Consider the following 19,734-nt stretch of genomic DNA (forward strand, 5'->3'; position numbering starts at 1 on the left):
ACACATAATTCCAAGTAACTCTTGGATATAAAGGGAAAAAGCGTGTGTGTAACGGTACGCAATTTTCTCCTTTTTAGACGTGACTGGCAGAGTGCTCTCAACAGGAGATAGTTGACCGGTATGCAACAAAATGGTCTGATAAAAGCGTTTTTACACAATATTCACACCTGTGGTAATAGTACGAAAAAGTTAATTCGAGTTTGTAAAATTCCGCGGAGTTTTTAAACCAGAATTCCACCAAATGCGACCACAGAGGGCGAGATTGACGTATATCAATAAAGATTGAAAAAAGTTGCGTTGATTTATTACTAAATATTGTTAGCACGCTGTTAAATGAATACAATCAGCGCTATCCAAAGGATTAGCTGGTCAAAATGAGTTGACCAGTAGTATGCAGGGCGAAAAATCGCAACTGCAACCAGCTTCTCTAGGGATGGCGTTTGTATCAGGAAAGTATGCTCGTAAAGCGCATCAATCGGTTTGATATACTTTTCCTGTTTGTAAATTTTCTTCACAGGGTCGATAAGACACTGTGGTTGATTGGGGAGACGCCTTTTCGCTGTCCCCAGTACCAGATTCCTTAAAGAAATTAGGTAACGCCAATGCAAACCCCTCACATTCTGATTGTTGAAGACGAACACGTAACTCGTAATACGCTGAAAAGCATCTTCGAAGCAGAAGGTTATACCGTTCTGGAAGCCAACGATGGCGAAGAAATGCATCAAGTGCTTTCTAACAATCAGGTTCACCTGGTTATCATGGACATCAACCTGCCTGGTAAAAACGGTCTTCTGCTCGCTCGTGAACTGCGTGAGCAAGGTGATATGGCGCTGATGTTCCTGACCGGTCGTGACAACGAAGTTGACAAGATCCTGGGTCTGGAAATCGGTGCGGATGACTACATCACCAAACCATTTAACCCACGCGAACTGACTATCCGTGCACGTAACCTGCTGACCCGTGCGATGAGCCAAGGCGCACTGCCAGAAGACAAGCGTTCTGTTGACCGTTATGTGTTCAATGGTTGGACGCTGGACATCAACAGCCGTTCACTGATCAGCCCAGACAGCGAACAGTTCAAACTGCCACGCTCTGAGTTCCGTGCACTGCTGCACTTCTGTGAAAACCCGGGCAAAATCCAAACCCGTGCAGATCTTCTGAAGAAGATGACTGGACGTGAGTTGAAACCACACGACCGTACTGTTGACGTGACTATCCGTCGTATCCGTAAGCACTTTGAGTCTTTCGGTGACACACCGGAAATCATCGCGACGATTCACGGTGAAGGTTACCGCTTCTGTGGTGAGCTGGAAGAAGTCTAATTTCTTCCGGAAAGCTTATAAGAAAGGCCTGCAATGCAGGCCTTTTTGTTATCTGAAAGTCTTTTATTAAAGAAAAGGAACCTCGAAATTTAAGCTCCTTCTCCTAACTTGTTAGCGGCTAAACCTCTTTAGAATAATCCTCAAGCCACTGTTTGAGCACTTCCAGATCCTGAACATAGCCTTCTTTGATTTCATCGACCCAGTCAGCAATGTTCTCCCACCAGGCTGGCAACTCTGGCGATTGCGCTTTCTGCGCCACTTTCTGGATATGTTTCAGACCAATTGACCCTGCTGCACCTTTGATTTTGTGTGCTTCACTGGCAATACCATCCTGATCTTTCGCCGTCATGTTGCTTTCGAGGATCTGGATGTATTCCGGCATCAAATCTTCAAACATCTTGATGCTCTGGAACACAGGCTCAGGACCTACGATATCGACGTAGGAAGTCAGCATTTCCAGATCAAGAAGCTTATCCAACATGTCATTACCCGGCTTCTTACGCTTTTTCACTTCCGCGGCTTCTGTCGCGACAGGACATTGCAGCGCGAGCCGCTCTATCACCTCTGCTACTGCAGAGACACTGATCGGCTTGCTAATCGCATCGTCCATACCATTTCGGATGTATTCGGTTTTGTCTTTAATGACATTCGCGGTCAACGCCACTAAAGGGGGCAATGCATCACCACTGTTTCTCAGCGTCTGGGCAATATCAAAGCCAGTCATGTCAGGCAGTTGGATATCAAGAAGCAGGAGGTCGTACTCAGATTGCGGGTACATGTTCAGTGCTTCCTGACCACTCCTTGCAACATCCACCGAGTGACCCAGACTTTCCAGCAGGTTGGTAGCGACCGTGATGTTAAGCTCAATGTCTTCCACCAGCAGAATGTGCAATGGACTTTGATCTGCATTCACCTTCTCTTTGTTCGACACTGGCGCACACACAGGCACAGACAATGTCACGGTGAAGTTACTGCCTTCCCCAACTTCACTGTCGACAGTAATATCGCCGTTCATCAGTCGGGCTAATTTACGGGAAACTGCCAAACCAATCCCGGTACCCACAGCATGAAGATTATCCTCACCCTGCTTCACCTGGTAATACATGGCGAATATCTTGTCCTGCTCTTCTTGAGGAATCCCGATACCACTGTCTTCCACATCGAACTGCAGATGCGCGATGTCATCCTCAACATCACAGCTGACCGTCACATTCACAGCTCCCTGCTTGGTAAACTTCACCGCATTGCCGACAAGATTCCAAAGGATCTGACGAAGACGTGTGGCATCCACTTTCACCGCAGGTGGCAGATCCGTCAGCCTGTCCAACGTAAAGCGAAGGCCATTTTGCTGTGCCATCAGTGCACTGATGTTTTCAATCTCAGAGACAAAGTCTGGGAAGTCCAAAGGCTGTGGCATCAACTCAAGACGGCTTCGGTCAGACTTATCCATATCAATGATGTCGTTAAAGATATTGCCCAACGTAATCGCACTGACATGAATGGTTCTGAGGTACCCCAACTGTTCTTCAGACAAGCGGGTTTCAAGCAGCATTCGGCTGAGGCCAACAATACCGTTCAGCGGCGTACGAAGTTCGTGACTGATGGTAGAGATAAACGCGGTCTTGTCCCGGCTTGCCTTTTCGAGCGCATCCTGATAACGCTTACGTTCAGTGATCTCACGACCAAAACCAACCAGACCAAGGCGTCTGCCATCGCGTGAGTAGAAAGGTAGTTTGCGCAGTTCAAAGTAAGCTTTGCGGCCGTCTTTGTATTCCAGCCACTGCTCGTAAGTCAGTGACACATTGTTATCAAACACTTGTTGGTCAGTTTCCACCACCTTGCTGGCGATGTCTTCACGGTAAACATCCCAAGGCGTCAGACCCACCAGATCTTTTTCTTTCTTACCGGTTAAATCTTCCATCGCGCGGTTACAACCGGAGAACTGGCCTTTTTCATTTCGGTAGTAAATCAAATCCGGCGAAGCATCAATGAACGAGCGCAGCAGTGCAGTTTGCTCTGCCAATTCCACCTGCGCCTTTTCGCGCTGATAGACCTCGTTTTCCAAATCTTGCATCGCTTCTTCGCGTGCTTCCTCTGCGCGTTTGCGCTCCTCTATTTCCAAGTTTAGCTGGGTGATATTTTCGGTTAGCTGGCGGTTGAGCTCCATATCACGGGCACGCATTTCTTCTAGCTTGGAAACCAGTTTAGATAATCGCTGCCGGGATTCTTCTAGCTGATCGACGACAACAGAAAGGAAATACACCGCCCAAGGGGTAATAAGCAAGCCAAAGAAAACGGAGCGAACGATATCTGTGTCATGCACCGTGCCGTTCAAAACAAGGGTAATACCGACTTGCACAATCACCGCAAGAGCCACAAGAGCCAGCGCAAGCAACATACTGAACCTGACCAGCCCAAGCTTGACCAGCAGATCCACGTAGTACTGTGCTAAGAGTTTAATTTGCTTCATTGAACATCCAGATCAACAGAAATAAGAAGTGGCTGAATCGGCCTTGAATCAGCTTGGGAAAATAATAACGCTGGGGACGGAGAAGCTAAAGAAAAAGGGGCAGATTACTCCGCCCCTTCGACAAATTTAGTATTAAGAATTATGCATTGGCCGATAACGGCGCTTCTTGCAGTGACTGGCTGGATGCCACTTGGTTTCTTCCGGCATTTTTCGCACTGTACAGTGCTCGGTCGGCCAAAGAGACTAAGTCGCCATAGTCCTGCCCGGCAACCGGATATAGCGTCGCAATCCCCTGGCTGAGGGTGATCTTGTCAGCCACTTTGGAAAACTCGTGAGGAAGTCCTGCAGTTTTCAGTTCGTCGGCTATATTTTGAGCCACCACCAGCGCGCCATGCTCAGTGGTGTTGGGGAGAAGAATCGCGAATTCTTCCCCACCATACCTGGCCACCGCATCCAATGGACGACGGATAACACGCTGGAAAACATCAGCCACCCGTCGTAGCGCTTCATCCCCCTGCTGATGACCATAGTTATCGTTGTACGGCTTAAAGTAGTCGATATCACAGAGGATCAGCGAAAGCGGCTCTTGTTCACGGATGTGCGAGTGCCACATCTTCACCAGTTGCTCGTCAAAGCTGCGTCGGTTTGCCACCTTGGTCAGGCCATCGACAAAGCTCAGCTCTTCCAGCTCCATGATGGCGTCCGCCAGCTGCTGCTGGGTGGCTTTACGCTCTGTGACGTCACGGGCAATCACCAGCACACCAATGGTGTCATCCGTCGGGTCGCAGAACTGGGTTTTGGTGAGTTCATACCACACCATGGTGCCATCACGCTTCATCACCAAATCTTCGTATTTCACTGTGTCGCCGTTTTCGAGCACAGGAACGTCAATCTTACGATGTTGCGCAAGCACCTCCGGTTCCATCAGATCTTCAGCATTCTCGCCTTCAAGATCATCATGCGGGGCACTCATTGCTTCTGCAAAGGCCGCATTTCCTCCCAGGAACTCATAGTTTTTGTTGTAGATGCCAATCGGATCCAGACTGGCCTTAAAGATGGAGGTCAGCACATTACTGTGTTTTTTGAGCTGCTGCTCAACTTCCTGACGAGCTTCAATCTCTTGCTCCAGCGACTGTCGCATCATGTGCCAGTTGGTCACATCATGGCTGATGCTCAGCGTACCGAATATGCTGTTTTCGTCATCAAGCAGTACAGTCTGATTAGATTCCAGCAGACAACTGTCACCATTAGGATTCGTCGTCCAGCTTTGCTGTGTACGTCTTCCTCGAGTGCTACCGTCAGCGGAGAAAATCAGGCCTTCCTGTTCCCGCCCTTTCCAGAACCTGTCGTAAGCCAGGTTTGAGCCCACAATGCGCCCTTCTTTATCCTGAAAACAGATCAATTCAGACAGAGAGTTAATAACACTCCGGAATATCTGGCTGTCGTTTTCAGCAAACGGCTCGCTATACACAGCTTCAGATTTGGGTTCCAGCGAGACAATCCATATCCGTTGTCCGCCACACCAAACGGGCAGGCCGGAGAAACGGGCATGACGGGGAGTACGATGATCAGAAACGGCGCGAAAATCTGCCGTCATTTCAACAAAAGGATGGGGCCAGCGGCGCGATGCCAATAGCGCGTTAATGGTTTCTTGTTCGCGCTCCCCACGAATGCGGAACTTGTGTCCACGCGATTCGACATTAAACAGACGCACAAAACTGCGGTTCGCATACAAGATGCTTCCGTCTTTATGGTTGATAATTGCTTTTGGAGAATGGAGATTGGCTAGATAGAGTTGCCAGGTTTTCATCGACATCACTCGGCGATGGGAAACCCAGACCATTCCCAATAAAAAACCTACCAATAGCAATAACGAGGCTACCGGTAACCAATCAATCATCCTTCCACCTCTTGCCCGTCATCCCTGAAGAAGCATTTTTTGAATAAAAATCACGCTTCATCTTGCCACACGGTTATGAAAGAAAACGAATAGCCCTCATTGATTTTGCGAGGTATCAAACGTTGGTCACATTATTGAGGAAAATGAAATGGCCGACTCGTCAAGCTACCCTGAACGCCTTTCACATTCAGCGCTCGAGCTATGCCTGTCATCGCGAGCCAGCGGTTTTCACACCATTCAGGCGCCAGCAAGGTAGGCTTGCGAGCATTAGCAGAAACACGGTGATAAACCACCTCTGCCGGTGTACGCAAGATCATTTCAGATGCACTCTCGACATAATCGTCAAGTGAAATTGCATCAAGTCGCCCTGCCCGCCAAGCCTTTGCCATCACCGACCCCTCTACTATATGTAGTGGGTGAAGTTTAATGCCATCGGTTCCCGTCTTAATCACCTTATCAATCGTATTGATGTGATCGGCTTTGGTATCTCCGGGCAAACCGACGATCAGATGCGTACAAACGTTTAGCCCTAAAGAACGCGCCTTTCGGGTTACCGCATCGTAACAGGCAAAATCATGACCTCTATTGATGCGTTTTAACGTGTTGTCGTTGGCTGTTTGCAGACCAAGTTCCAACCAAATCTCGAATCCCTGTTCTTTATATTGGGCAAGAAGATCAAGCACGGCATCTGGCACACAGTCAGGTCGGGTTCCTACACAAAGGCCAACGATGTCTGCGCTTTTCAACGCCTCCTCATACATGGCTTTGAGCTTTTCCACTTCCGCATAAGTACTGGTGTAAGCCTGAAAGTAAGCCAGATAACGCTTAGCTCTGTTTACTTCCGTTGCTCGCTGAGCAAGCTGCGTGGTGACAGACAACTGTTGCGCCGTTTCATCGGCAAACGAGGCCACATTACAGAAGGTACATCCGCCCCTTCCTAACGTACCGTCCCGATTAGGACAACTGAAACCGCCATGCAGAGTGAGTTTGTGAACTTTTTCGCCATACCTGCGTTGTAAATCCTGACCAAAGGTATTCACCAGTTGATGAAGTTCCATCGTCGACCGCCCGAAAAGTTGGATAGAGGTAAAAAGCGCGCGATCCTAACATCCGACAAAAAGAGAAAACCTCGATCAAATCAATATTGGATTAAGTTTTCATCAACAAACTGAAAGTTTATTACATTTCTTTTACACATTGAAAAGTCACACTTCTCACCCACTTCCTACATATTCATTGAATTACCCTTATGGCGAATTTTTATTCATTTGAAATAAAAATTCAGTCTAACGGAACCGTTTGCATAGCAATCAAAGTGCAACTTTTTATGGTAATTAATTTTCCGAAAATGTAGGATAGCTACAGCTGCGTCCAAATTGTGAGCAATAAAATTCGCCAAATAGCGCCATGCTTTAGTGTGTTATATGGGTAATTACAAAAAACGCAGCATTTCTGCATAGAATTGCAAAAGGAGATGGTTACTGCTTTTAGGCAGTGATCGGGCTTGGTTGCCGCGAATAAACACATTTTGTGGATTCAAACTTGGCGACCGCTCAGCTGTGCCCGCAACAGGTACAGCAAGGGAAGACAAATGCTCCCCCTGCATTTGTGTCAACTGGAAGGACGTAAACATGACTGATTCAGTGCTACGCACCGAGGGACTTTATGTGCCCGAAATGGAACACGACGCCTGTGGTATCGGCTTCGTTGCCCACCTGAAGAACAGAAAGTCTCATGCGATTGTTACTCAGGCACTTGATATGCTGGCGCGCATGGAACACCGTGGCGGCCAGGGCTGTGACCCATGTAGTGGTGACGGTGCAGGTATTCTTTTACAAAAACCCCATGAATTCTTACTCGAAGAAACCCGTAAGCTAGGTATTCAACTGCCGGCAGCTGACAAATACGGTGTTGGTGTAATGCTGTTCCCGAAAGACGAGAACAAACGCCAGCAGTGCCGTGAAATCTTCGAGCGTAATGCCAAACGCCTCGATCTCGAAGTGATTGGCTACCGTGTTCTGCCAACCGACAACTCTATGATCGGTGCAGATCCTCTGAGCACAGAACCTCAGTTCGAGCATGCTTTTGTCACAGGCGGTGTCGGCCTGTCTCTTGATGAGCTCGAACGTAAACTGTTTGTACTGCGTAACTACACAGTGCGCGTGTGCCTGGAAAGCGTCTCAAACATTGGCGACGACTTCTATATCAACTCTTTCTCTGCAAAGACACTGGTTTACAAAGGCCAGCTGACCACCGAGCAAGTACCTCAGTACTTCCTCGACCTGCAGAACCCGTCAATGGTAACGGCGCTGGCGCTGGTTCACTCGCGCTTCTCGACCAACACCTTCCCTCGCTGGCGTTTGGCACAACCTTTCCGTTACATCGCACACAACGGTGAAATCAACACCGTTCGCGGTAACCTGAACTGGATGAAAGCGCGTGAAGCCCTGCTGGAATCAGACCTGTTCACAGACCAGGAGCTGAAAATGCTGCTGCCAGTGTGTCAGGAAGGCGCATCGGATTCTGCAAACTTCGATATGGCGCTGGAACTGCTGGTTCTAAGTGGTCGAAGCCTGCCACACGTGCTGATGATGATGGTACCGGAAGCGTGGCAAGAGAATGCGAACCTGGATCCAAAGCTGCGTGCTTTCTATCAGTACCACGCAAACATCATGGAACCGTGGGATGGCCCGGCGTCTGTTTGTTTCACTGATGGTGTGAAAGTAGGTGCGACTCTCGACCGTAACGGTCTGCGTCCAAGCCGCTATACAGTCACTAAAGACGATTACCTCATCATGGCATCTGAGTCAGGTGTGGTAGAGATTGAGCCGGAAAACATTCACTTCCGTGGTCGCCTGCAGCCTGGCCGTATCTTCGTAGCGGACCTTGAGCAAGGCCGCATCATTTCTGATGAAGAAGTGAAGAACGAAATCGCTTCTGCACAGCCATATCAGGAGTGGGTTGAGAAGAACCTGCTGCACATTGATAAGCTGCCAGAAGCAGATACTAAACATCATCAGCCGTCTCCTGAGCGTCTTCTGCATCATCAACAAGCATTCGGTGTGACCTCTGAAGAAGTGAACGAAATCATCGTTCCTATGGCAAAAGACGGCAAAGAAGCACTAGGCGCTATGGGTGCTGACTGGCCACTGGCGGTGCTTTCGCACCAATCCCAGCACCTGTCTAACTACTTCAAGCAACTGTTTGCGCAGGTTACCAACCCGCCAATCGACCCAATCCGTGAGCGCATGGTAATGTCGCTGAAAACGTATCTGGGTAAAGATCAGAACCTGCTGACCGAATCGCCTATTCACTGCCGCAAAGTTGAGCTGGAATCGCCAGTACTGAGCAATGCTGAATTGGAAAAACTGCGTGCGGTTGACAACGATCACCTGCAAGCAAAAACACTGGATATCGTATTCCGTGCCAGCGGTGAGCCAGGCAAGCTTGAGCGTGCGTTGAAGCGCATCTGTCAATACGCGGAAGATGCCGTGGTTGATGGCTACTCCATCATCCTGTTGACTGACCGTGCAGTCAACTCTAACCACGCTGCTATCCCAGCGATGCTGGCTGTAGGTGCGGTTCACCACCACCTGATCCGCAAAGGTCTGCGTGCGAAAGCCGACATCGTGATTGAAACCGGTGACGCGCGTGAAACCCATCACTTCGCCACACTCGTTGGCTACGGTGCGAATGCTGTTAACCCGTACCTCGTCTACGAAACGCTGGTGGATTTGCAGCGTAAGAAGAAGCTGGATCCGGAAGCGGATGTGGATGTGCTGTTTGAACAGTACCGCAAAGCGATCAACGCTGGCCTTTTGAAAATCTTCTCGAAGATGGGTATCTCAACCCTGCAGTCTTACCATGGTGCGCAAATTTTTGAAGCGCTGGGTATCAGCAAAGCAGTGGTCGACAAATACTTCACCGGCACCGTCTCCCGAATTCAGGGTCTGTCGATTGACGATATCGCGAAAGAAGTATTGGTTCGTCACCGTCTGGGCTACCCAACGCGTGAAATCCCTGTCCAAATGCTGGACGTAGGTGGTGTTTATCAGTGGAAACAACGTGGTGAGAAGCACCTGTTCAACCCTGAGACTATCCACTTGCTGCAAAACTCCACCCGCAACAAGGACAAAAAGCAGTTTAAAGAATACTGCCATGCAGTAGACAGCCAAGGCGATGATGCTGCAACTCTGCGTAGCCAGTTTGATTTCGTGAAGAACCCTGCTGGCAGCATTCCTCTGGACGAAGTTGAGCCAGTTGAGAACATCCTGAAGCGTTTCGCGACAGGTGCAATGAGCTTTGGTTCTATCTCTCATGAGGCGCACTCTACGCTGGCGATTGCCATGAACCGTATCGGCGCTAAGTCTAACTCCGGTGAAGGCGGTGAAGACCCAGTCCGTTTTGACAAGAAAGAAAATGGTGATTGGGAACGTTCTGCTATCAAACAGGTAGCTTCTGGCCGCTTCGGTGTTACTTCTTACTACCTTGCCAATGCTGATGAAATTCAGATCAAGATGGCGCAAGGCGCGAAGCCAGGTGAAGGTGGTCAACTTCCAGGTCACAAAGTTGATGACTGGATTGGTCGCACCCGTCACTCCACCCCAGGGGTTGGTCTGATTTCGCCACCGCCACACCACGATATCTACTCTATCGAGGACTTGGCACAGCTGATTTATGACCTGAAGAATGCAAACCGTAAAGCACGTGTGAACGTGAAGCTGGTTTCTGAAGCGGGTGTCGGCACCATCGCTTCAGGCGTAGCCAAAGCAAAAGCAGACGTGGTTCTGATTGCTGGCTTCGACGGCGGTACCGGTGCATCACCACTGTCTTCAATCAAGCACGCAGGTCTGCCATGGGAACTGGGTCTGGCTGAAACACACCAGACACTGCTGAAAAATGGTCTGCGTAACCGCATCGTGGTTCAGTCTGACGGCCAGATGAAAACCCCTCGTGACCTTGCAGTAGCAACTCTGCTGGGTGCTGAAGAGTGGGGTGTAGCAACGGCAGCACTGGTTGTTGAAGGCTGTATCATGATGCGTAAGTGTCACCTCAACACCTGTCCTGTTGGTATCGCTACCCAGAACAAGACACTACGTGAGCGCTTCGATGGCCGCGTAGAAGACATCGTCACCTTCTTCACCTATATGGCTGAAGGTCTGCGTGAAATCATGGCTGAGCTGGGTTACCGCTCTATCAACGAGATGGTGGGTCAGTCACAGCACCTGAAAGTTCGCTCTGATGTTGGTCACTGGAAATACCAGAATCTGGATCTCAACGTTGTTCTTTACAAAGAAGAGCCACGTGAAGGCGATGCAATGTACTGCCAGCGCGAGCAAAACCATGGTCTGGAAACCGTGCTTGACCGCCGCCTGATTGAAGCCGCATCCAGCGCACTGAAAGAAGGTCGTAAAGTCGATGCTGAGTTCGCGATTGTAAACACCGACCGTAGCGCCGGTACCATGCTGTCGAATGAAATTTCGAAAGTGTACAAGGACCAGGGTCTGCCAGAAGCAATGAGCGTGAAGTTCAAAGGTTCTGCCGGTCAAAGCTTCGGTGCCTTCCTTGCAAAAGGCGTGAACTTCACCGTTGAAGGTGATGCGAACGACTACTGGGGTAAAGGTCTGTCTGGCGGTACGTTGGTACTTTACCCAGACGCGAAGAGCGACATCATTGCTGAAGACAACATCGTTGTCGGTAACGTCTGTTTCTACGGTGCAACCTCGGGCGAATCCTTCATCCGCGGTGTAGCCGGTGAGCGTTTCTGTGTACGTAACTCAGGTGCGAAAGTGGTTGTCGAAGGTATCGGTGACCACGGCTGTGAATACATGACCGGCGGTATTGCCATTGTTCTGGGTCAAACTGGCCGTAACTTCGCTGCGGGTATGAGTGGTGGCGTGGCTTACGTTTGGGATCAGTTCAATGACTTCGAATCCAAACTCAACCCTGAGCTGGTGGATCTGGATCCGCTGGATGAAGAAGACATCGCACTGCTGAAAGAAATGATCAGCAAGCACCATGCTCTGACAGGCAGTACGGTTGCTGAAACGTTCCTTGCGAATGTTGAAGAGAACCTCAAGTCTATCGTCAAAGTCATGCCACGCGACTACAAAGCTGTGTTGCAAAAACGCAAAGAAGAAGCCGCTAACAAGGAAGAAGTGGAGGCTGTAAATGGGTAAGCCAACCGGATTTCTAGAATTTGGCCGTGAACTGCCGGCCAAAAAAGACCCTGCCGTTCGTATTCAGGACAATAAGGAATTTGTACTGAACGACGAGTTTGGCGAAAAAATTAACGAGCAATCTTCCCGCTGTATGGACTGTGGTGTGCCTTTCTGTCACAACGGTTGTCCTATCGGGAACATTATTCCAGAGTTTAACGACGCGGTTTACCGCGACAGCTGGGAAGAAGCTTGGAACATTCTGAGTTCAACGAACAACTTCCCAGAGTTCACTGGCCGGGTTTGCCCGGCTCCATGTGAAAGCTCTTGTGTCCTGGGTATTAACCAGGATCCAATCACCATCTGTAACATTGAAAAAACCATCGTGGAAACAGCATACCGCGAAGGTTATGCCAAGCCAAAAACCCCGACGGCCCGCACAGGTAAGAAAGTGGCGATCATCGGTTCAGGTCCTGCAGGTCTTGCAGCGGCTGAGCAGCTCAACAGCGCTGGTCACTCTGTGACTGTGTTTGAGCGTGATGAAAAAGTCGGTGGCCTACTGCGTTTTGGTATCCCAGATTTCAAGCTGGGTATGGACGTGATTGACCGTAAAATCAGCCTGATGGCTGAAGCGGGCATCGAGTTTAAAGTCAACGCCCATGTTGGCGTTGATGTTAACGCTCAGCAAATCCGTCAGGACTACGATGTAGTACTCCTGACAGGTGGTTCTACTGTGCCACGCAACCTGCCAATCCCGGGCCGTGAGCTCAAAGGCGTGCACTTTGCAATGGAATTTCTGGGTCAGAACAACCGCCGTGCAAACGGAATGGATCTAAAAACTGAGGAAATCCACGCCAAAGGCAAACACGTTGTGGTTATCGGCGGTGGTGATACAGGCTCTGACTGTGTGGGCACATCAAACCGTCATGGTGCAGCAAGCATTACGCAGGTGGAAATCATGCCGATCCCACCAGAGAAGCGCCCTGCGAATATGCCTTGGCCTCAGTATCCAATGATCCTGCGCACGTCGACTTCTCACGAAGAAGGCTGTGAACGTCACTGGAACATTCTGACCAAAGAGTTTATCAGCGACGAAAACGGCAACGTGAAAGCACTGCGCATGGCTGACATCGTATGGAAAGACGCAGCACCTGGTGAGCGTCCAACCTTCGAAGAAGTTGCAGGCTCTGAGCGTGAAATCCCTTGTGATCTGGCATTCCTGGCGATGGGCTTCTTGCACCCAGAACCACACGGTGTGCTGGCACAACTTGATGTGGCACTGGATGACCGCGGCAATGTTGCAACACAGGACTTCCAGACCAACCAGAAAGGTGTATTCGCTGCAGGCGATATGCGTACAGGCCAGTCATTGGTCGTACGTTGTATCAATGAAGGCCGTGAATGTGCCCGCTCTATCGATGCATATCTGATGGGCGGCACCAACCTCGAGGCCAAAGCGGACTCACTGATGCTCTCCGCATAAAAATAACGAGTGTTATCTTCCAGTTTTGCCAGCCCTCTGCGGCTGGCTTTTTTCGTTTTGAGCCCACATAAAAGCTTCACCGACCAAAAATTGAAAGCTTTTCATAAATAAGCCCCCAGATAGACCAAGTTAATCTCTGCGACAGACTTAAAAAAACCGCCATAAAATGCTGCATGTAGGCAGTGCTTTCGACATATATAGCTGTTAATCGCCAAAGTTAATGTAATGTGACGAAATTTGACCTCTTCATCATTAACGGATAAGTTGATTGGCTCGCATACCCATGTGACCTGACGCAACAAAGTTCAGGCCATATGGGTATACGTAAAATCGAAACTGATTTTTCGGTAAAACACACTCCCAGGAAGGGAGGCCACTGAAAATCAGATGCCAGGACGGCATGAAAAACTGCAGTCGCTGCGTAACGCAGTCGCAAGGGAGAATTGCAATGTCGCTGTATGACCCAATGCTGGAGAAAGACAACTGCGGCTTTGGCCTGATCGCTCATACCGAGGGTGAAGCCAGCCACAAACTTGTCCGAACCGCAATTTCCGCACTGGACCGGATGACCCACCGAGGCGCAATTAACGCTGATGGGAAAACCGGTGACGGTTGCGGCTTATTACTTCAAAAGCCCGATAACTTTTTCCGAATCATCGCTGAAGAGAACAACTGGACCCTCAGTAAGCTCTACGGTGTAGGTATGATTTTCCTGAGTAAAGATCCCACTAAAGCGAAACGCGCTAAGGAGATCTTCGAACAGGAAATCGCAGCCGAAACCCTTTCTATCGTGGGCTGGCGTGAAGTGCCAACCAACGAAGATGTACTGGGTGAAATCGCCGCCAGCTCTGTACCGAACATTGAGCAAGTGTTCATCAATGGTCCCGCAGGTTGGCGTGCCCGCGATTTGGAGCGTCGTCTCTATATCGCCCGTCGTCGCGCTGAGAAAGCGCTCGCGGACGACCCGGATTTCTACATCACCAGCCTGTCAACGCGCACCATTGTTTACAAAGGCCTGTGCATGCCAGCAGACCTGCCAAGATTCTATTTAGACTTGGCAGACTTACGTCTTGAGGCATCTATCTGTCTGTTCCACCAGCGATTTTCAACCAACACCACCCCAAGGTGGCCGCTGGCACAGCCTTTCCGTTATCTCGCCCACAACGGCGAAATCAATACCATTGAAGGTAACCGCCAATGGGCGCGCGCCCGTGCATACAAGTTCAATTCACCATTGCTGCCTGATCTGAAACAGGCCGCCCCATTTGTGAATGAAACCGGCTCTGACAGCTCCAGCCTCGACAACATGTTGGAAGTTTTCCTCGCCGGCGGTATGGATCTCTTCCGCGCGATGCGAATGCTGGTGCCACCTGCATGGCAGAACCACCCAGACATGGACCCGGATCTGCGCGCATTTTACGATTTTAATTCCATGCACATGGAGCCGTGGGATGGCCCTGCTGGCATCGTAATGTCCGACGGACGTTATGCCGCTTGTAACCTCGATCGTAATGGTCTTCGCCCTGCCCGCTATGTGGTGACAAAAGACAAACTCATTACGCTGGCATCCGAAGTCGGTATCTGGGATTACGCCCCGGATGAAGTAGCGGAAAAAGGTCGTGTTGGACCGGGCGAACTGCTGGTTATTGACACCTTCGAAGGTGAGATCTGGCATTCTGCCGATATCGATAACGATCTGAAAAGCCGCCACCCTTACAAAGAATGGCTGGACAAAAATGTTAAGCGCCTGACACCGTTTGAAGAACTGCAAGCAGAAGACTCTTCCGGCCAGCGCGGCATGGATGACGATGAGCTGCATGTATTCCAGAAACTGTTTGGCGTTTCGAGTGAGGAGCAGGATCAGGTACTTCGCGTACTAGGTGACATCGGTCAGGAAGCCACAGGTTCCATGGGTGACGATACCCCAATGGCAGTGCTTTCTTCGAAAGAACGCCATGTCGCTGACTACTTCCGTCAGAAGTTCGCTCAGGTCACCAACCCACCAATCGATCCACTACGCGAAAATCACGTGATGTCGCTGGCGACCTGTATCGGCCGTGAAATGAACGTGTTCTCAGAAACCGATGGCCACGCCCAACGTGTTGCGTTCAAGAGCCCGGTGCTTCTGTATTCCGATATGGTTCAGCTGTTGGAGCTGGATGATGAGCATTATCGCAACAGCATCATCGACATCAACTTCGACCCAAATGAGAAAGATCTCAAGCAAGCGATTGTCGATCTGTGCGATCAGGTTGAGCGCGTAGTACGCGACGGCACTGTACTTGTTGTTCTGTCCGACCGCGGTATTTCGAAAGACAAATTGCCGATTCCTGCGGCAATGGCAGTGGGCGCAGCTCAGAAACGTCTGGTGGACGCGCAGCTTCGCTGTGATGCCAACATCGTGATTGAAACCGCCTCTGCCCGCGACCCACACCAGTTTGCAGTGCTGCTTGGTTTCGGTGCGACAGCGGTATATCCGTACCTCGCTTACGAATCCATTGGCAAGATGGTCGAGAAAGGTGTCATCCAGAAATCCATGGGTGATGCGATGCTGAACTTCAGAAACGGCATCAACAAAGGCCTGTTCAAGATCATGTCAAAGATGGGTATTTCGACCATGGCCTCTTACCGCTGTGCACAGTTGTTTGAAGCTGTTGGCCTGAACAACAATGTGGTTGAGCTTTGCTTTAAAGGCGTCGCCAGCCGCATCCAAGGCGCAGATTTTTCTGACTTCCAGCAGGACTTACACAACCTTGCGCGCAGAGCATGGCTGAAACGTAAGCCCGTCGAGCACGGCGGTTTGCTGAAGTATGTCCACGGCGGTGAATACCACGCCTATAACCCGGACGTGGTCAACACGCTTCAATCTGCGGTTCGCTCCGGCGAAGCGATGGATTACAAAACCTACGCAGAAACTGTCAACAGCCGTCCAGTCTCGTCACTGCGCGACTTGATGACGTTGAAAGCTGCCGACAAACCAATTTCTCTTGAGAAAGTGGAAGCAGCAACAGAGCTCTTCAAACGTTTTGACTCGGCTGCCATGTCAATTGGTGCATTGAGTCCAGAAGCGCACGAAGCCCTGGCGATTGCGATGAACCGTCTGGGTGGTAACTCCAACTCAGGTGAAGGTGGTGAAGACCCACGTCGCTTTAACTCAGAGCGCAACTCACGCATCAAACAAATCGCTTCGGGTCGTTTCGGTGTGACACCACACTACCTGACTAACGCTGATGTGCTGCAAATTAAAGTGGCACAAGGTGCGAAGCCGGGTGAAGGTGGACAGCTACCTGGCCATAAAGTCACGGCTGAAATCGCGCGTCTTCGCCACTCGGTGCAAGGTGTGACCCTGATTTCACCACCGCCGCACCATGACATCTATTCGATTGAAGACTTGGCGCAGCTGATTTTCGATTTGAAGCAGGTAAACCCTGACGCACTGGTTTCCGTCAAGCTGGTTTCTGAACCTGGCGTGGGCACCATCGCAGTCGGTGTTGCGAAAGCGTATGCGGACCTTATCACTATCTCTGGTTACGACGGTGGTACCGGCGCAAGCCCACTAACTTCCGTGAAATACGCGGGTAGCCCTTGGGAGCTTGGCCTTGCTGAAACCCAGCAGGCATTGGTCACCAATGGCCTTCGCCACAAGATCCGCCTTCAGGTTGATGGCGGTCTGAAAACCGGTCTGGATATCATCAAAGCGACTATTCTGGGGGCTGAAAGCTTCGGTTTTGGTACCGCACCAATGGTTGCGCTGGGTTGTAAGTACCTGCGTATCTGTCACCTCAACAACTGTGCGACCGGTGTAGCAACGCAGGACGATACCCTGCGCCGCGAATACTTCAAAGGCTTGCCAGAGCAGGTGATGAACTTCTTCAAAGGCCTCGGCGAAGAAGTGCGTGAACTGATGGCAGAGCTTGGCGTTGAGAAACTCACTGACCTGATTGGCCGCACCGACTTGCTCGAAGCGGTCGACGGTTTCACCGCCAAACAGCTCAAGCTGGATCTTTCAGACATTCTGGAAAGCCCGCAGCCAAAACCGGGTAAAAGCGTATTCTGGAGTGAGCCAAACGCACCGTTTGATAAAGCGGAACTTAACCAGAAGCTGCTGGAAACCTTTGAAAAGGCGATTGAAGAGCGCCGCTCGGCCAGCGCGTATCTCGACATCCGAAACACCGACCGCTCGGTGGGCGCATCTCTCTCCGGAGCCATTGCTAAACGTTATGGTAACCAGGGCATGGCGGCATCACCACTTGAAATCAACCTTCAGGGTACAGCTGGCCAATCTTTCGGGGTCTGGAACGCCGGTGGCGTTAACCTTACCCTGACCGGTGATGCCAACGACTATGTCGGCAAAGGCATGGCAGGCGGTAATATAGTGATCAAGCCGCCCGTCGGTTCAGCCTTCGATTGCCACGCATCTACCATCGTAGGCAACACCTGTCTTTACGGTGCAACGGGCGGCAAGCTCTTTGCTGCTGGTAAAGCCGGCGAGCGTTTTGCGGTACGTAACTCTGGCGCACAAGCCGTCGTCGAAGGCGCAGGCGATAACGCCTGTGAATACATGACAGGCGGCATCGTGGCCATTCTTGGCCATACCGGCGTGAACTTTGGCGCAGGCATGACAGGCGGTTTTGCTTATGTGCTTGATGAAGCGGGAGACTTTGCCGGTCGCGTCAATCCAGAACTGGTCGAAGCCTTGTCACTCGACAATTTGGCTATCCATCAGGAACACCTCCGTGGTCTGATTGATCAACACCTCGAACTGACCGGCTCCAGCCGCGCTCAGGAAATTATCGCGGACTTTGAACAATGGATCAGTAAATTCTATCTGGTGAAGCCGAAATCAGCGGACGTGCGTTCCCTGCTGGGTCACCAAAGCCGAAGCGCAGCTGAGCTGCGTGTTCAGGCGCAGTAACGGAGGACCCTATGAGCCAGAACGTATACCAGTTTATAGACGTGCAACGTATCGACCCTCGAAAGAAGGCGATCAAAACACGTAAAACCCAGTTCGTTGAAATCTACGAACCTTTCACCCACAAGCAGGCTTCGGCGCAAGCCGACCGCTGTCTGGACTGCGGCAACCCATACTGTGAGTGGAAGTGCCCGGTGCACAACTACATTCCGCAGTGGCTGAAGCTTGCCCAGGAAGGACGCATTATTGAAGCGGTTGAGCTATCGCACCAGACCAACAGTCTGCCGGAAGTCTGTGGCCGCGTGTGTCCACAGGACAGACTATGTGAAGGTTCCTGCACCCTCAACGACGACTTTGGCGCCGTCACCATCGGTAATGTTGAAAAATACATTACGGACAAAGCGTTCGAAATGGGCTGGAAGCCAGACATGTCAGGCGTCACTTTGACTGACAAGAAAGTTGCCATTATCGGCGCGGGGCCTGCTGGCCTTGCCTGTGCAGATGTCTTGGTCCGTAACGGCGTTAAGCCAGTTGTGTTTGACCGCTATCCGGAAATCGGTGGCCTGCTGACCTTCGGTATTCCGTCATTCAAACTCGAAAAAGACGTGATGCGAAACCGCCAGCGCGTCTTTACCGAAATGGGTGTCGAGTTCCGACTCAACACTGAAGTGGGTAAAGATGTTGAGCTGCAGTCTTTGGTTGATGAGTATGATGCCGTGTTCCTTGGCGTTGGCACCTATAAATCCATGCGTGCAGGTTTGGAAAATGAAGATGCACCGGGTGTATTTGATGCCCTGCCGTTTTTGATTGCCAATACCTACCGCGTAATGGATTTAACGGAAAACCCGCCGGAATACATTGATATGGCTGGCAAGAAAGTCGTTGTTCTTGGTGGTGGTGATACCGCGATGGACTGTGTCCGTACTTCGATTCGTCAGAATGCCAAAAACGTTATCTGTGCTTACCGTCGTGACGAAGCCAATATGCCGGGCAGCCGCCGCGAAGTGAAAAACGCGCGCGAAGAAGGGGTGAACTTTATGTTCAACCTGCAACCGCTGGGTATTGAGCTCGACGCCAGTGGCAATGTGAGCGGCGTAAAAGTGGTGAAAACCGAGCTGGGCGAGCCAGATGAAGCGGGCCGTCGCCGTCCTCAACCTGTTGAAGGCAGCGAGCACGTGCTGGACGCGGATGCCGTTATCATGGCTTTTGGTTTCCAACCGCACAAAATGGCATGGCTGGAACCGTTTGGTGTCGACCTCGACCAATGGGGACGCATCAAAGCACCGGAGCAATCTGATTACGCTTATCAAACGTCTAACGAGAAGATCTTCGCCGGTGGCGATGCCGTCCGTGGCTCTGATCTCGTGGTCACCGCTATCGATGAAGGCCGTAAAGCGGCAGAAGGCATTCTCGATTATCTCGAGGTATAAGCCGACTTCAAAACCGACAGAAAAGTGCCTGCAAAGGCACTTTTTTTTCGCCCCAATTT

At 50.7% G+C, this 19,734-nt stretch carries 8 protein-coding genes; 5 read left to right on the forward strand and 3 right to left on the reverse strand.

Going from position 1 to position 19,734, the window contains the following annotated elements; translation table 11 throughout:
* Window positions 1–602: 602 nt before the first annotated feature.
* Window positions 603–1,322, forward strand: coding sequence for a two-component system response regulator ArcA (arcA, locus tag RN22_RS08480; RefSeq protein ID WP_002540413.1), 720 nt, complete (start codon window positions 603–605; stop codon window positions 1,320–1,322).
* Between the two features lie 118 nt (window positions 1,323–1,440).
* On the opposite strand, the gene arcB is transcribed toward arcA, so the two are convergent.
* The 3 genes from arcB to RN22_RS08495 form a co-directional block, all read right to left on the reverse strand.
* Window positions 1,441–3,792, reverse strand: a complete 2,352-nt coding sequence (gene arcB, locus RN22_RS08485) for an aerobic respiration two-component sensor histidine kinase ArcB (protein WP_046303914.1) — start codon at window positions 3,790–3,792, stop codon at window positions 1,441–1,443.
* A gap of 139 nt (window positions 3,793–3,931) precedes the next feature.
* The gene (locus RN22_RS08490; RefSeq protein ID WP_046303915.1) at window positions 3,932–5,692 is read right to left on the reverse strand and encodes a GGDEF domain-containing protein; all 1,761 of its coding nucleotides are present in this window, start codon (window positions 5,690–5,692) and stop codon (window positions 3,932–3,934) included.
* Between the two features lie 131 nt (window positions 5,693–5,823).
* Window positions 5,824–6,750: a TIGR01212 family radical SAM protein gene (locus tag RN22_RS08495; protein WP_046303916.1), complete on the reverse strand. Its 927-nt coding sequence runs from the start codon at window positions 6,748–6,750 to the stop codon at window positions 5,824–5,826.
* Window positions 6,751–7,323: 573 nt separating this feature from the next.
* Between RN22_RS08495 and gltB (RN22_RS08505) the strand changes: the two genes are divergently transcribed.
* From gltB (RN22_RS08505) to RN22_RS08520, 4 genes are all read left to right on the forward strand, one after another.
* The gene (gene gltB, locus RN22_RS08505; RefSeq protein ID WP_046303918.1) at window positions 7,324–11,871 is read left to right on the forward strand and encodes a glutamate synthase large subunit; all 4,548 of its coding nucleotides are present in this window, start codon (window positions 7,324–7,326) and stop codon (window positions 11,869–11,871) included.
* Window positions 11,864–13,333, forward strand: coding sequence for a glutamate synthase subunit beta (locus RN22_RS08510; RefSeq protein WP_002540420.1), 1,470 nt, complete (start codon window positions 11,864–11,866; stop codon window positions 13,331–13,333). Before gltB (RN22_RS08505) ends, RN22_RS08510 begins: the two co-directional genes overlap by 8 nt.
* A 448-nt stretch (window positions 13,334–13,781) precedes the next feature.
* The gene (gene gltB / locus RN22_RS08515; RefSeq protein ID WP_046303919.1) at window positions 13,782–18,248 is read left to right on the forward strand and encodes a glutamate synthase large subunit; all 4,467 of its coding nucleotides are present in this window, start codon (window positions 13,782–13,784) and stop codon (window positions 18,246–18,248) included.
* An 11-nt stretch (window positions 18,249–18,259) separates the two neighbouring features.
* Window positions 18,260–19,675, forward strand: a complete 1,416-nt coding sequence (locus tag RN22_RS08520) for an FAD-dependent oxidoreductase (protein ID WP_002540424.1) — start codon at window positions 18,260–18,262, stop codon at window positions 19,673–19,675.
* The last annotated feature ends 59 nt before the right edge of the window (window positions 19,676–19,734 follow it).

This window comes from Grimontia sp. AD028 (assembly GCF_000973155.1).
Lineage (GTDB): Bacteria > Pseudomonadota > Gammaproteobacteria > Enterobacterales > Vibrionaceae > Enterovibrio > Enterovibrio indicus.